The sequence below is a fragment of the Microvirga sp. GCM10011540 genome (assembly GCF_042650665.1).
Lineage (GTDB): Bacteria > Pseudomonadota > Alphaproteobacteria > Rhizobiales > Beijerinckiaceae > Microvirga > Microvirga lenta.
Genome location: NZ_JBHSBQ010000025.1, coordinates 107,337 through 120,553, shown reverse-complemented (window position 1 = coordinate 120,553; position 13,217 = coordinate 107,337). Strand labels below are relative to the sequence as shown.

The 13,217-nt window shown below is 67.5% G+C and carries 12 protein-coding genes; 4 read left to right on the top strand and 8 right to left on the bottom strand.

The window, feature by feature from the left end:
- Positions 1-198: 198 nt before the first annotated feature.
- From ACFOYU_RS10310 to ACFOYU_RS10295, 4 genes are all read left to right on the top strand, one after another.
- Complete coding sequence (locus ACFOYU_RS10310; protein ID WP_377033443.1) at positions 199-2,271, top strand: 2Fe-2S iron-sulfur cluster-binding protein; 2,073 nt, start codon at positions 199-201, stop codon at positions 2,269-2,271.
- Between the two features lies 1 nt (position 2,272).
- Complete coding sequence (locus ACFOYU_RS10305) at positions 2,273-2,977, top strand: iron reductase (protein ID WP_377033442.1); 705 nt, start codon at positions 2,273-2,275, stop codon at positions 2,975-2,977.
- Positions 2,974-3,750 (top strand): class III cytochrome C family protein, encoded by a 777-nt coding sequence (locus tag ACFOYU_RS10300; RefSeq protein ID WP_377033441.1) that lies wholly within the window; start codon positions 2,974-2,976, stop codon positions 3,748-3,750. The genes ACFOYU_RS10305 and ACFOYU_RS10300 overlap by 4 nt, the downstream gene beginning before the upstream one ends.
- Before the next feature lie 153 nt (positions 3,751-3,903).
- Positions 3,904-4,323, top strand: a complete 420-nt coding sequence (locus tag ACFOYU_RS10295; RefSeq protein WP_377033440.1) for a c-type cytochrome — start codon at positions 3,904-3,906, stop codon at positions 4,321-4,323.
- A gap of 349 nt (positions 4,324-4,672) precedes the next feature.
- On the opposite strand, the gene ACFOYU_RS10290 is transcribed toward ACFOYU_RS10295, so the two are convergent.
- From ACFOYU_RS10290 to ACFOYU_RS10255, 8 genes are all read right to left on the bottom strand, one after another.
- Positions 4,673-5,068 (bottom strand): copper-binding protein, encoded by a 396-nt coding sequence (locus ACFOYU_RS10290; protein ID WP_377033490.1) that lies wholly within the window; start codon positions 5,066-5,068, stop codon positions 4,673-4,675.
- 658 nt (positions 5,069-5,726) lie between these two features.
- Positions 5,727-6,140 (bottom strand): FixH family protein, encoded by a 414-nt coding sequence (locus ACFOYU_RS10285; protein ID WP_377033439.1) that lies wholly within the window; start codon positions 6,138-6,140, stop codon positions 5,727-5,729.
- Positions 6,141-6,279: 139 nt separating this feature from the next.
- On the bottom strand, positions 6,280-6,759 hold the full coding sequence (locus ACFOYU_RS10280; RefSeq protein WP_377033438.1) for a DUF411 domain-containing protein: 480 nt from the start codon (positions 6,757-6,759) through the stop codon (positions 6,280-6,282).
- 181 nt (positions 6,760-6,940) lie between these two features.
- Positions 6,941-7,435: a DUF305 domain-containing protein gene (locus ACFOYU_RS10275; RefSeq protein ID WP_377033437.1), complete on the bottom strand. Its 495-nt coding sequence runs from the start codon at positions 7,433-7,435 to the stop codon at positions 6,941-6,943.
- A 30-nt stretch (positions 7,436-7,465) separates the two neighbouring features.
- A complete protein-coding gene (locus tag ACFOYU_RS10270) occupies positions 7,466-7,840 on the bottom strand; it encodes a hypothetical protein (RefSeq protein ID WP_377033436.1) in 375 nt (124 codons plus the stop codon).
- 23 nt (positions 7,841-7,863) lie between these two features.
- Complete coding sequence (locus tag ACFOYU_RS10265) at positions 7,864-10,989, bottom strand: efflux RND transporter permease subunit (protein ID WP_377033435.1); 3,126 nt, start codon at positions 10,987-10,989, stop codon at positions 7,864-7,866.
- Between the two features lie 9 nt (positions 10,990-10,998).
- Positions 10,999-12,702, bottom strand: coding sequence for an efflux RND transporter periplasmic adaptor subunit (locus ACFOYU_RS10260; protein WP_377033434.1), 1,704 nt, complete (start codon positions 12,700-12,702; stop codon positions 10,999-11,001).
- Positions 12,703-12,763: 61 nt separating this feature from the next.
- Complete coding sequence (locus ACFOYU_RS10255) at positions 12,764-13,195, bottom strand: hypothetical protein (protein WP_377033433.1); 432 nt, start codon at positions 13,193-13,195, stop codon at positions 12,764-12,766.
- Positions 13,196-13,217: the final 22 nt, after the last annotated feature.

Genomic DNA, 13,217 nt, shown 5'->3' with positions numbered 1-13,217 from the left:
CCGTGGGTCCAGGCCTTGGTTCCCCGACTTGGATCGGGGGACTGCAGCGGCTGCGGCGACCCGACTGCGCCCCGGCGGCGCTGCCGGTCCTGCGCCCGACCCGGTTGCCCGCCAGGGCCGGTTCCGCGTTGGCCCCGCTTACAGCGGGGACGAGCCCACGAAAGCTGGAGACCAGCAAGATGAGCGGGCAGTGACTTCATGGCACTGAGTTCCTCCACTCCCCACATGCCCAAGCGTCCTCTCGCTGCACTTCCCATCCCGGTCATAGCGGCCGTCGCCGTCGTGGGCCTGTCCGCCCTTCAGGCGTTCGGCCAGTCGGCGGACGGTCATGCCGGCCACCACCCTGACGCCGCGGTCCCTGGCATGGCCGCTCCGCCAAGCCCGGCCGCTCCGCCAAGCCCGGCCGCCCCGCCAAGCCCCGCTGCCCCGCCGGGCCATCCACCCCCGGTTGCTCCAGGCAGCCCCTCCCCCATGCCTGGAATGCCGTCCCAAGGCGGTGGCATGGGCGGCATGATGAGTGGCATGGGCGAGATGATGGGCGGGCAACCGCGGAAGGAGTTCTACCCCGCCCTCATGGATCTGCCCACCCTGGCCCCGGGGCAGCGGCAAGGCGTCGAGGCGCAGGCGCATGCCCGGATCAGCACAGGCACGGACGAGATCGCCATCGCCCAGAACGCCCTACGCCATGCCAATGCCTCGGGCGACGCAGCCGGTGCGGAGCAAGCCGCCCGGCGCCTGCGGGACGGCCTTGATCTGGTGAGCAGCGGGACGGCGGCGCTCCGGGCGCTGGCGGAGGGGACGACCCCGCCCCAGGTTGCCCAGGACTGGTTCAAAGGGCAGCTCAACCTCCCCACCGCAACTCCTATCCATGGTTCCGAGGGACCCTTCGGCCTGTCCTGGTTCCACGTGGTGAGCATGGCGCTGGGATCGGCCTTCGCCGTCGCCATGCCGGCGATCTATTTCACGCGCATGCGCCGGGCGAACACCCTCGTCGACCGCCTGTCGAGTGCCATCCCGGCCCCGCTCCTCCAAGCGGCGCCTGTGGCCATCACCGCGCCGCAGCCGTCACCTTACGAAGCAGCGCCAGCCGCAGGAACCACACCGCCGGGGGCCACGCCCTCCGGTCCTTTGATCACAGCGGCACCGGCGCCCATGGGCCCGCCGGCACGCACCGGCCCCTGGAAGGGGCAGCTGCGGGTGGCGGCCATCTTCGACGAGACCCCGAACGTCAAGACGTTCCGGCTCAGGAACCCTCAGGGCGGGCCCCTTCCCTTCACCTTCGCCCCGGGCCATTTCCTCACCTACTCGGCGCAGATCGACGGCAAGCTCGTGAGGCGCTCCTACACCATCGCGTCCTCGGCCGCCCAGACGGCCTATGTCGAAACCACCATCAAGCGCGAGGAGCAAGGTCTCCTCTCGCGGCACCTGCACGACAACGTCGCCGTGGGTGACCTGGTCGAGGTGATGGGGCCATCAGGCGTGTTCACCTTCAGCGGGACGGAAGCCGAGAGCGTCGTGCTGATCGGCGGAGGGGTGGGCATCACGCCGCTCATGGCGGCGATCCGCTACCTCAATGACATCGCCTGGCCGGGTGAGATCTTCCTGGTGTATGGCGCGCGCTCCACGGTCGACTTCATCTACCGGGACGAGCTTGAGCACCTTCAGCGGCGGCACGCCAATCTGCACGTGATCGCCACGATGGCGCGCGCCGCCGGGACCTCCTGGATGGGGCCGGAGGGGCCGATCACCAGGGAGCTGCTGGCGCAAGCGGTGCCCGAGATCGCCAAGCGGCGGGTTCATCTGTGCGGCCCGCCTGGCATGATGGAAGCCATGAAGAAGCTTCTGGCGGAACTCGGGGTGCCCGGGGACCAGATCAAGACCGAGGCTTTCGGTCCCGCCAAAGGCGCCGTGCCCCCGCCCGGGGTTACGGTGACCAAGCCCATCGAGCCACAAACAGACGGGGGAGCGGGCCCTTCCGCAGTGGCGACGACCGCAGCGATTGGCCCGGCCACCGCGTCGGTCCGCTTCGCCCGGTCGAGCAAAGTCGTGCCGCTGCCGCCGGACCAGAGCGTGCTGGAGGTCGCAGAGAGCGCCGGCGTGCCCATCGATTACTCCTGCCGGGTCGGAACCTGCGGGATCTGCAAGACCAAGCTCCTGGAGGGGCAGGTGACCATGGACGTCGAGGAGGCGCTCACCTCCGAGGACAAGGCGCAGAACATCATTCTGGCGTGTCAGGCCAAATCCATCGGCAACCTGGTGGTGGACGCCTGACATGAACGAGACCGAACGGCTCACCGTCGGGGCCGGCCTCACATTGCTCCTGTTCCTGACGCCGGCATTCGTCCTTCACACGTCGCCCCGGTTTCCGGGCAGTCTCACCGGCAGCATCCTTGGCATCGCAGCCGCCATCCTGATGGTGCTGCTGCTGCTCTATCCCCTTGCCAAGTACAGCACCTCTCTCAAGCCCCTCATCACGACGGTGGTGTCGGTGCGCTCGCTGTTGACCTTCCACGTCTATGCAGGGGTGCTGGGTGCGCTGCTTGGGAACCTGCACACCGGGCACAAGTACCAGAGCCCGCTCGGCATTGCGCTCGTGGTTGCGATGCTGGTCGTTGTGGTCACGGGCTTTGTCGGCCGCTACTATCTGCCGACCGTGTCGGCCGAGCTGCGGGAGCAGCAATCCCGGCTGGCCACACTCCGTTCGGCCTTCGACCAAACGGTCGGGGCCCTCGCAGGCCAGCAGGCCACGTCAGAAGGGGCTCCGCGCTCGGGCGCGGAGGCTCTCCCGGGAGTGCCGATCATCCAACTCGTCGACGGCATTGCGGATCTCGAACATGCCATCGGCTCCCGTGATGCACTCAAGGCGATCTTCATGCGATGGATCGTGGTCCATGTCGTCAGTGCGATTGTGATGTACCTGCTGCTGGCGCTCCATGTCGCGGGCCAGATCTACTACGGATTGCGGTGGCTGTCGTGAAGAAGCTCGGCGTGTTCTATACGGTTCTCATCACGGCATCGGTGCTGATCGGCCTCGCTGCCATCGCGGCACTGTACTATGCAGGGTCGGCCGCTGTTCCGGGCTGGCGGAGCTTCTTCCAGCCTGGTCCTCTGTCAGGCAAGCACGCATTCCTCAACGATCAGTGCGAGACATGCCACACCCCCACCAAAGGTGTCGCGGCGGCCACCTGCATCACCTGCCATTCATCCGCCGCAGCGGACCTGGCCAAGCAGCCGACAGCGTTCCATGCCAATGTTCAGGATTGCCGCGGCTGCCACGTCGAACACCAGGGCGGCTCGCGCCCGACCCGGATGGACCACAGTGCCCTGTTGCGGATCGGCTGGCACACGACAGGAGCCGTGCAGGGCCATCCCACTCTGTCCCGCCAAATGATCGACGATCTCGCCAGCTACCTCGGCATCCTGGTCTCGGCACCGGCCGAGAAGGAAGCCCTCAACTGCACCAGCTGCCACAGCAACCAGGATCCTCATCAGAAGCTCCTTGGCAGCGGGTGCGCTGATTGCCACGCAACATCGACATGGCGGATCGCATCGTTCCTGCACCCGTCACCGACCTCGAAGGAGTGTGCGCAGTGTCACCAGGCGCCGCCGAGCCACTACATGGAACACTTCAGCATGGTGTCGCAAAGGATCGCCGGGCAGGAGCATGCCGGGGTGCTCCAGTGCTATCAATGCCATCAGACGAATGCGTGGAACGACATCAAAGGTGCAGGCTGGTACAAGCACCATTGAGGCGGATGTGTTGAACGGTCGGAGCGGGCGTCATCCAACGACCTGCTCGGCTGGGAGGTGGCGTGGACCTGTCATGCACCGCGTTTGTTGGAGGGTTGGGGAACCACCGCTGCGAGCAGCAGCGACGACCTGTTGGACGAGAGGAGACGGAGCGTGAAGCGTTGGTCCTGGCTGGCCGTGGGGGGCGCGCTGCTGGGCAGCCTTGCCGTTGCATGGAGCCTTCTGGCACCGGAGCCTCAGGAGCCGATCCGGATCGTGGAGCCGGCGACCCTCTCACCGGCCGCGGTCGCTGGCAAGGTGGCGTACGAGGCCAACTGCGCCGGCTGCCATGGGCAGACCGGGGCCGGCACGGATCGGGGTCCGCCTCTCGTTCATGTCATCTATCACCCAGGCCATCATGCGGATGCGGCCTTCCATGTGGCGGCGAAGTCAGGGGTTCGGCAGCACCACTGGCGCTTTGGCAACATGCCTGCGCAGCCCCAGGTCGGCGACCCAGAGCTTCAGGCCATCGTTCGCTACATCCGAGAGGTTCAGCAGGCCAACGGCATCATGGCCGAACGTCACGGCGGCTGAAACCGGAGCAACGTTGCCGGCAAGGCACGCGGGGGCCAGGTCCCCGGATTTGTGCGGTCCCGAAGCGGAGGCGGGCTTCGGGCCATGCGGGTGTCACTGGCGATGGGTGTCACAAGGCTGACCGCCCCTTGAGTCACGCTCTGGCCGGTGCGCCAACAAAAGCCGGCCTTGCGGTGGCGCGGTTGGCGCCTGCAAAGATCAGGGTGAATGATCAGAAGCAGTGTCTTGCGCAGGCGCGTCTCTCCGTCTGAGCACGTGCAAATCCAATGCGAACGACCGTAATCTGTTCAGACGCCCGGGCGTGATAACGCTCATCCCACCTTCACGAGATGGGGAGTGGCTGAGCACGTTATGGGGTGCTTCCGCCAATCTTGGTAATGCGGGTCACCATCACGGCCCCCCTGCGGCGCGCGGCTTCGAACCGCACGGCATCTCCCGCCTTGACGCCACGCAGCACCTCCGACCGGCTGACATGGAACACCATCACCATGGATGGCATCCAGATGCTTTTGTCGGCGCTACCGATCTCCGGGTGCAGGATGGTGACCGTGCCGGAAGCACGGTCCAGCGCCCGGACCGTTCCTTGGGCATGGACATGATCGGCCATGGTTCCTCGGCTGAGTTCGACTTGCTCCATGCGGCTGAGCCACTCGACGCCGGTCATCGCGGCCACGCCAAGACCGGGGAAGATGACAAGACCTGCCCCGAGCGAAAGCGCGAACTTGAGTTTCGATCTCCAAATCATCTTCACCTCCACTCGGCCACAGCACCGGGCCAGTCGCGTCTGCCCTGCATCAGCAACGATGACGTGCGGCAGAGGCAGGTTGTCTTGCAACGCTCATAAGCATAGCAGACCACGGAGGCGCTGCCTTGATCCGGATCAAGACGAAGACATGACTTGCTGTCCGCGACAGGTGAATTGATCTTCGCTCTGTTGCGCGGACGCCAAGTGAGTGGCTTTTCCTCCAGAGTGCCCGAGAGCGGGAGACCCAAGGGCTGAATGGAACTGCGCCCGTTGCCGGGACCCTCGTTGTCGCCATTCGGATCCCTGCCGCGCGGCATCATCGGAACGGCAGAAATGCAGGCGGGTCGAATGGAGGCTGCAGGCGCTGTCATCAGACGGTCGGCAGAGGCTGCCAGCGGGCAAGCGCTCTCAGATGCGCGAATTATGAGCTGCAGCCGACCCGCGGGCCATGAAGTACCGCGGCGTGTGAGAGGCCGCAGCGTGGCGCCGCACGCAGGTCAGCGCCTGACACCATGTCCGGATCAGCGAGGGACTCCGTGGAATGAGATCCGGGAGCGCGTTACTTGAACCGGCTACCTGCGCGAAGCGGCGTCGCTGGCAACGGACGATGCTCCTTCCCAATGCGCCAAACTGTCAGCAAGTCGAGTTCATTGGCGTGTCACCGGATCGCCTGCAGAACGAGCCTGCGCTGGACCGGGTCCGGGACCCCCGGCAGCTTGGCGGCCAGCGTGAGCGCCCATCCGCCGCCCATCGAAAGATCGGTCTCGAAGCGGTAGTAGCCGGGCAGCGTGTCGGGCAACGGCTCAAGCGGGGCCTCCATTGCGCCCATGCCGTGCGGCGACATGTCGAGGCGACTGATGAACAAGGTCGCGTCCGGCACTGTTTTTCCGGTCCGCTCATCAACCAGCCGGACCAGGACGGTCGTACCGAAACCCTGCTTCACTTCGCGCTCCACGAGTTCGAAGATGTAGGGGGCCGCCACATTGCGGCTCGAAGAGAAGGTCAGCGCCGCCCCGGCACCGGTGACAACGAGCACGGCCAGGAAGGCGCGCCACAAAGAAACGTAAAACACTCGGGACCTCTTCATTCCTAGATACAGGAAGATGGTTTCAGCGCTCCAGCCGATGACCGAGCCGCCGCGGAACGCCTGCCTCGCGGCCTGGCTCCGCCAAGACGCGGGGCCGAAGGCCTGAGGCGCCCAGGGCGTGGCGTCAAAGCGCCCGCAGGCCATGATAGCGTGCAAAGGTTGTGTGGCCGCGCGGACCGAACAGGACGACGTCGTAGGTGTCCGGCGCGGCGCCCTCCACCTCCATGCCGGGCGACCCGACGGGCATGCCAGGCACCGCCAGCCCCCGTGCCTGAGGCTTCTCGGCAAGGAGGCGCTTGATGGCGTCCGCCGGGACGTGGCCCTCGATCACATATCCTCCCACCTCGGCGGTGTGGCAGGAGGCGAGCGCCTGGAGAACGCCGAGCCTGACCTTCAGGCGGTTCACCTCCGGCGTCTCCTTGATCTCGACAGGGAAGCCGGCTGCCCGGATGTGCTCGGCCCAGGCGGTGCAGCACCCGCATGACGGATCCTTGGTCACGGTGACCTTCGGCAGGGCCTGCGCCCGTGCGCCGCGGGGATGGGCGACAGCAAACACCGCCAAGCCCGTAAGGATCGTGCGACGGGTGGGGAGAAAACGGTTCATCAGGCTGATCTCTTATTGGGAAACGTCCGGGAACACGAGGCACCAGACCGGGGGAGCGCCTGCATCCGATGCTGGGGCGTCCTGGCAAACGCGCGGGTCCAGATACCGGATGCAGGCTGTCTCAGATCGCCCAGGGGACGCATTCAAGGGGCGGTTCGGCGGGGCTCACCGGGCTGTGGCCTCACTCGACCCCCTTGGCCTTGAGCCAGGCCCGCATCTCCGCGATCTCGCGCTCCTGCTCGCGGATCACGTCGTTCGCCCACTTCTTCGCCTGCTCGTCCTTGCCGTACTGCAGGACGACCTTGGCCATGTCGATGGCGCTCTGGTGATGCGGGATCATGCCCTTCACAAAGGCGGTGTCCGGGTCGGGGCTCTGGATGGCTTGCGCCATCGGGGCATGCATCTTGTCCACGGCCGCGGCGTAGGCCTTCGTCGCATCCGATTGGGATGCGGCTGCCTGCATTCCCTGGCCCTGTGTCATGCCCCCACCGTGCATCATCTGCCCCATGGGCATCTGGCCCTGCGGCTGCGCCGGGCCGGCCGGCGTCTGGGCGTGGCCTTGGGCCTGGGAAGCGGCCCCTCCGCCCGAGCGGTGCTGTGGGCTCATGGCTGGTGCCTGGGCCAGCGCCGGGCCGGCAAGGGCGGTCAGGGCGAGGGCAAAAATTGACATCTTCATGGCAGGTTCTCCTTGTTGAAGCCGGTGGGATCAGTTGGTGGCGAAGCGGGCTTGGACGGTGTGGCCGTCCGCCATCGTTGCCGACACGACAACGCGGGCGCCTGCCCCGAGAGGCTGGGCCAAGGCACCGACGAGCCGGTTGGGCTCGGCCGGCTGGAGCGGGACGGTGGCCGTCCTGCCACCGTCCTGCACGATGGCGCGGGCGTTCCTGGCGCCCGCGGAGGCCAGCGGCTTGTCGGCACCCTCCGTCAGGTAAAGGGTGAGCTCGGTGCCCGTGGCGACCATCTCGACGTGGTGGCCGGCGCTGTCGGCGACGGGGCCGCCGTTCGGGCCCTTGGCGGCCTCGTGGGCCGTTGCCCCCAGGGGGGCGGCTACGATGGCGAGGGTGAGGATGAGATGCTTCATGGTGTTTCTCCTTGTGTGGGGGATCAGAAGGCTTCCGCCGGGGTGAGGGTTCCGGACGCCGTGGACCGGCCCGCCTGGATGCGTTCCAGCGGTTTCCTGCCGAAGGTCAGGAACAGGACCGGGGTGAGGAAGGTGTCGAGCAGGGTCGCACTGACGAGGCCGCCGAAGATCGTGACCGCCACCGGGTGCAGGATCTCGCGTCCGGGCTCGTCCGCCCCGAACAGCAGCGGGATAAGGGCGAGGCCGGCCGACAGCGCCGTCATCAGCACCGGGGTCAGCCGCTCCAAGCTGCCGCGGATCACCAGGTCCTTGCCGAACTGCTCGCCCTCGTAGAGCGCGAGGTTAATATAGTGCGAGACCTTCAGGATGCCGTTGCGGGCCGAGATGCCGGCGAGCGTGATGAAGCCGATCATCGACGCGACCGAGAGCGGCTGGCCGGCGACGTTGAGCGCGATCACGCTGCCAATCAGCGCCAGCGGGATGTTGCCCATGATGATCAGCGCCAGGGCCGGCGACTGGTAGCGGCTGTAGAGCACCACGAACACCATCGCGAGCGACAGGAGAGAGAGCGCCCCGATCCGGAGCGTCGCCTCCTCCTGCGCCTGGAAGGTGCCCTCCAGGCGGGTGACGTAGCCCTGCGGCCATGGCGTCTCCCCGGTGATGCGGCGGATGTCGGCGATAATCGCCGCCATGTCGCGCTTGCCGTCCGTGTTGCCGAGCACCGCGATGCGTCGCTGGCCGTTCTCGCGCAGGACCTGGTTCGGCCCGTCCGTCTCCTCGACGGTCGCGATCATGCGCAGCGGGACAGGCCCGGTCGGCGTGGCGATCAGAAGATCGCCCAAGCCCGTGGTCGAGCGGTCCTGGTCCGACAGGCGGATCACCACGTCGTAGCGGCGACTGCCCTCCACAATCTGGGAGACGGTACTGCCATTCGACATCGTTTCCAGGGCCTGGGTGACCGTCGCCGGCGTGAGGCCGTAAAGAGCCGCCCTTTCGTAGTCGACGTCGATGCGCAGTTGCGGGATGCGCACCTGCTTCTCGACCTGGAGGTCGACGAGGCCTTCCACGCCCGAGAGCCGCTCGCGCAGACCTTCCGCCAGGGTGCGCAGGGTGTCGATGTCCTCGCCGTAGATCTTGAGCGCGATCTCGGCCCGCACGCCCGAGAGCATGTGGTCGAGGCGGTGCGAGATCGGCTGCCCCACGTTGAGCGTCGCCGGCAGGACGGCCAGACGGGCGCGGATGTCGCCCATAACATCCTCCTTCGAGCGCTCCGACCGCTTCAGATCGACGTCGATCTCGGACGAGTGCACGCCCTCCGCGTGCTCGTCGAGCTCGGCCCGGCCCGTGCGGCGCCCGACGGAGATCACCTCCGGCACGTCCTTGATCAGGTTCTCGGCGACCAGTCCCAGGCGGTGGCTCTCGGCCAGGGCGATGCCGGGATTGTAGGCGAGGCTGATCGTGAGGGTGCCCTCGTTGAACGGCGGCAGGAAGGCCCGGGGCAGCAACGTCGCCCCGTAGGCCGCCAAGCCGACACCCAGTAGGATGGTGGTGAACAGGAACCCCCGGTGGGCGAAAGCCCAGCGCAGCAGGGCGGCATTGCCGCGCTTGAGGTGCCGGACCACGAAGCTGTCGTGCTCATGGCTCTTCACCCGCCCGGAGAGCAGGTAGTAGGCCAGCACCGGCGTCACGGTGATCGAGGTGACAAGCGAGGCGAGGATCGACACGATGTAGGCCACGCCGAGCGGCGCGAAGAGACGCCCCTCGATGCCGGAGAGGGCGAAGAGCGGGATGAACACCAGGATGATGATCATCGTGGCGTAGACGATGCCGGAGCGCACCTCCTGGGATGCGGCCGCGATCACCTCCAGCACGGGTCTTGGGGCAGGGAGTTCGCGGTTCTCCTTGAGCCGGCGCAGGATGTTCTCGACGTCGACCACGGCGTCGTCGACCAGCTCGCCGATGGCGATGGCCAGACCGCCAAGCGTCATGGTGTTGATGGTGAGACCAAAGGCATTGAAGACCACAACCGTGACCAGGATCGAGATCGGGATCGCGGTGAGCGAGATGAATGTGGCCCTCGCATTCATGAGGAAGAGGATCAGGATGATCGCAACCACGATGGCCGCTTCCAGCAGCACCCGCTTTACGTTGTCGACCGAGGTCTCGATGAAGGTCGCCTGCCGGAACTGCAGGTTCGTGGCTGACACGCCCTGCGGCAGCGTTTTCTGGATCTCGGCGAGCGCGGCCTCGATCTTGCCGGTAAGGTCGACCGTGTCCGATCCGGGCTGTTTCTGGATCGACACGATCACCGCGGGCTTGCCCTGGAAGCCGGCGTCGCCGCGCTTCACGCGCGGAGCGAAGTCCACCTGCGCGACCTGGTGCAGGAAGACCGGCTGGCCCTGCTTGTGCACCACCACCGTGTTGCGCAGGTCCTCCAGGCGCCGGGTCATGCCAACGTTGCGGATGAGGTACTCGCGCCCGTGCTGGTCGACGAAGCCACCGCCCGTGTTGGTGCCGAAGCGGGTGACGGCCTGCTCGACTTGCTCATGCGTGACGTCGAGCGCCTGCAGCGCCGCGATGTTCGGCACGATCCGGTACTGCCGGACCTCGCCGCCGATGGGGATGACCTGGGCGACGCCCGCGATGGTGAGGAGCTGGGGCCGAATGATGAAGTCGGCGATCTCGCGCACCTCCATCGGCGAGACCGTGTCGCTGGTCACCGCGACCAGCATGATCTCGCCCATGATCGAGGTCACCGGGCCCATCTGGGGAGTGACGCCGGTTGGGAGCTGTTCGCCCACGAGGGCCAGGCGCTCGGCGACGAGCTGGCGTGAGCGGTAGATGTCGGTGCCCCAGTCGAACTCGACATAGACGATGGACAGGCCAACCCCGGACACCGAGCGCACCCGGGTCACGCCCGGCATGCCGTTCATCGAAGTCTCAAGCGGGTAGGTGACGAGTTGCTCCACCTCCTGCGGTGCGAGGCCCTCGGCCTCGGTCATCAGGGTGACGGTCGGGCGGTTGAGATCCGGAAACACGTCGACCGGGATTCGGGGAAGGACGAAACTGCCATAGGCGATCAGCACCAACGCGGCGGCGAGAACGAAGAGCCTGTTGCGCAGGCTGCTGCTGACGAGAAAGTTGAACATCGCTGCACCTCACCGGATCTGGTTGATGAGTTCGGAGCCGCGGGTCACGATCCGCTCGCCCTCACTGAGCCCGGCCCGGATGACGAGCCGGGTGGCGTCGAAAGGTTCGGTCCGCACCGGCCGCACCTCGAAGCGCTCGGGATCCGTGTGGCGCCACACGACCGCCTCGCCGTTGCTGCCGCGCACCACCGCCTCGCGCGGCAGGATGATGCCGCTGACCGGGGCCCCGCTTTTCGCGACAACCGTCACGGGCTGTCCCACGCTGAGGAGGGCCGGCGGATTGTCGACCGCGAACTGCACGACGGTGGCCTGCTGCTGCAGGGCCTTGCTGAAGCCCCGGAAGGCCAAAGTCAGCGGCGTGCCGTCGGCGGTCGTGGCGCTGGCGCCGGAGACCTTGGCGGGATCGATCTCGCCGTAGACGAAGGCCTCGACCCACAGCCCCTTTGGATCAACGATCTGAAAGACCACGTCTTGGGAGCCGACCACCTGGCCGGCGACGACGCGGGCTGCGGCGATGGAGCCGTCGATGGGCGCGCGCAGAACCTCGGGCTCGATCCGGGTCTGGCGCACGATGTCACGCCGGCGGCGCAGGCCCTCCAGCTCGATCTCCGCGTCCGTGACCTGGCTCGGCGGCGCGACGCCACGGTCCGAGAGCTGGCGCACGCGCTTGAGCTTCGTCTCGGCGACCGCGATCTCCTGCTCGATCTCGCCGATGCGCTCGGACAGGGTGGTGCGATCCGCCTGCCCCACGGCCTGCTCGACAAGCGCGAGCACATCGCCCTTCTTCACCGTCTGCCCGAGGCGCGGCAGCCCGCCCTCCGGCGCCGTGACCCGTCCCCCGTTGATGCTCTGGACCAGGCCGCTGCGGTTCGGGTCCGCGATCACGCGGCCAATCAGGGTGAGCGCCTTCTGCGCCTCCTCCGGGGCGGAGATGCTGGTCCGCACATTCAGCAGGCGCTGGCTCGGCTTGGGCACGAATACGGTTCCGTCCGGTAGGCGCCGCGGCGTGTCGCCTGCGGGCAGGGCGGCCTTCACGGCCCCGTCACCATGATCCTCCCCTTCGTGGCTGTAGGCGTACGCGGTGGTCGCCAGGACGGCGATAATGGCCAGGCTGGTCGCTGGAACCAGGCGGCGGCGTCCCTGGATCGCAATGCCCATCAGGAATGCGAGCCCGAGGGCGCCGGCCGCGGCGTACGCCTGGCCGATCTCGATCCCGCCCACATGCAGGCCCGACATGATCCGAGGGGCCTGCGGGGCAGCCGGCCCGGCCGTGGCGGGCCCGCCCGGCAGCGGGAGTGTTCCGATCAGCAGGTCGTCCCCACTGGATGCGGTCACCGCGAACACCAGCTCAAGCGCTCCCTCGCCGGTGAATTCCGGGGCGGCCACCGCATAGGTGCCGTCCGGCGCCGGCGCCGCGTCGACGTCCCGGCCGCCGATGCTGACGGTGATCCTGGCATCGGTCACGGGCTCGTTGCTGCCGAACCGGTCGAGGTACAGCCCGAGGCGTTCGCCGCGCAGGACGCCGACAAGCTCGTAGGCACCCGATTGGGCGGTCACGCGCGGGTTGGAGGTGGTCACGGCCGTTGGCGGGGCGCCATGGTCGTGCCCCCCATGGGCTGAGGCCGCCGGGGCCAGTGCGAGGGAGGTCAGGAAGCCCAGGCCACACAGGAGGGCCTGGAGGCGCGGCAGGGCGCCTGCGGAATGGATAAGCATTGGAAGAACTCCGGTCGTGAGCATGTCGTCGCGAGCGACACGGCCCAGACCGGTCGCTCCGTCAGGCGATGCAGGGGGTTCGCGGCGGGCGCTTCAGCCCGTTCGGATCGATGCCGGAGCCGCGTTGGCTCTCCAGGGGGAGGCAGACGGCGGCCGTCGCCGGGACCGGGACAGGCCCAAGGCTGCCGGACGGCAGGGCAAGGCCGCAGACCATGCCGCAATGGGGGCTGTGGGGGCCTTCGCTGCCATCGTGATCGGGGCCGCCGGCGCCGTGAACGCAGCCATCGGGCGCCACGGCGGTGACCACGCGGTCTGCGCACTCCGGGTGCGGCCGGTCGGCGTCCTTCGTGTGGGTTGCATGCGCGCCGCGGGCGGGGCCTCCGTCATGGGCCTGCAGTGCCGCCATCGCCCCGCCGTGCAGCACGAACGAGGCCATGGCCACGAGCACGAGGCTCGCGACAAACCGGCGTAAGTGGTTCCATACAGCGCTCAACGCATTTCTCCTACCTCTAAGA

What these genes read in the sequence shown, in the direction of transcription:
- ACFOYU_RS10310 (WP_377033443.1), top strand. Translation starts at nt 199, where the DNA reads ATGGCACTGAGTTCCTCCACTCCCCACATGCCCAAGCGTCCTCTCGCT.
- ACFOYU_RS10305 (WP_377033442.1), top strand. Translation starts at nt 2,273, where the DNA reads ATGAACGAGACCGAACGGCTCACCGTCGGGGCCGGCCTCACATTGCTC.
- ACFOYU_RS10290 (WP_377033490.1), bottom strand. Translation starts at nt 5,068, where the DNA reads ATGATTTGGAGATCGAAACTCAAGTTCGCGCTTTCGCTCGGGGCAGGT.
- ACFOYU_RS10280 (WP_377033438.1), bottom strand. Translation starts at nt 6,759, where the DNA reads ATGAACCGTTTTCTCCCCACCCGTCGCACGATCCTTACGGGCTTGGCG.
- ACFOYU_RS10275 (WP_377033437.1), bottom strand. Translation starts at nt 7,435, where the DNA reads ATGAAGATGTCAATTTTTGCCCTCGCCCTGACCGCCCTTGCCGGCCCG.
- ACFOYU_RS10270 (WP_377033436.1), bottom strand. Translation starts at nt 7,840, where the DNA reads ATGAAGCATCTCATCCTCACCCTCGCCATCGTAGCCGCCCCCCTGGGG.
- ACFOYU_RS10265 (WP_377033435.1), bottom strand. Translation starts at nt 10,989, where the DNA reads ATGTTCAACTTTCTCGTCAGCAGCAGCCTGCGCAACAGGCTCTTCGTT.
- ACFOYU_RS10260 (WP_377033434.1), bottom strand. Translation starts at nt 12,702, where the DNA reads ATGCTTATCCATTCCGCAGGCGCCCTGCCGCGCCTCCAGGCCCTCCTG.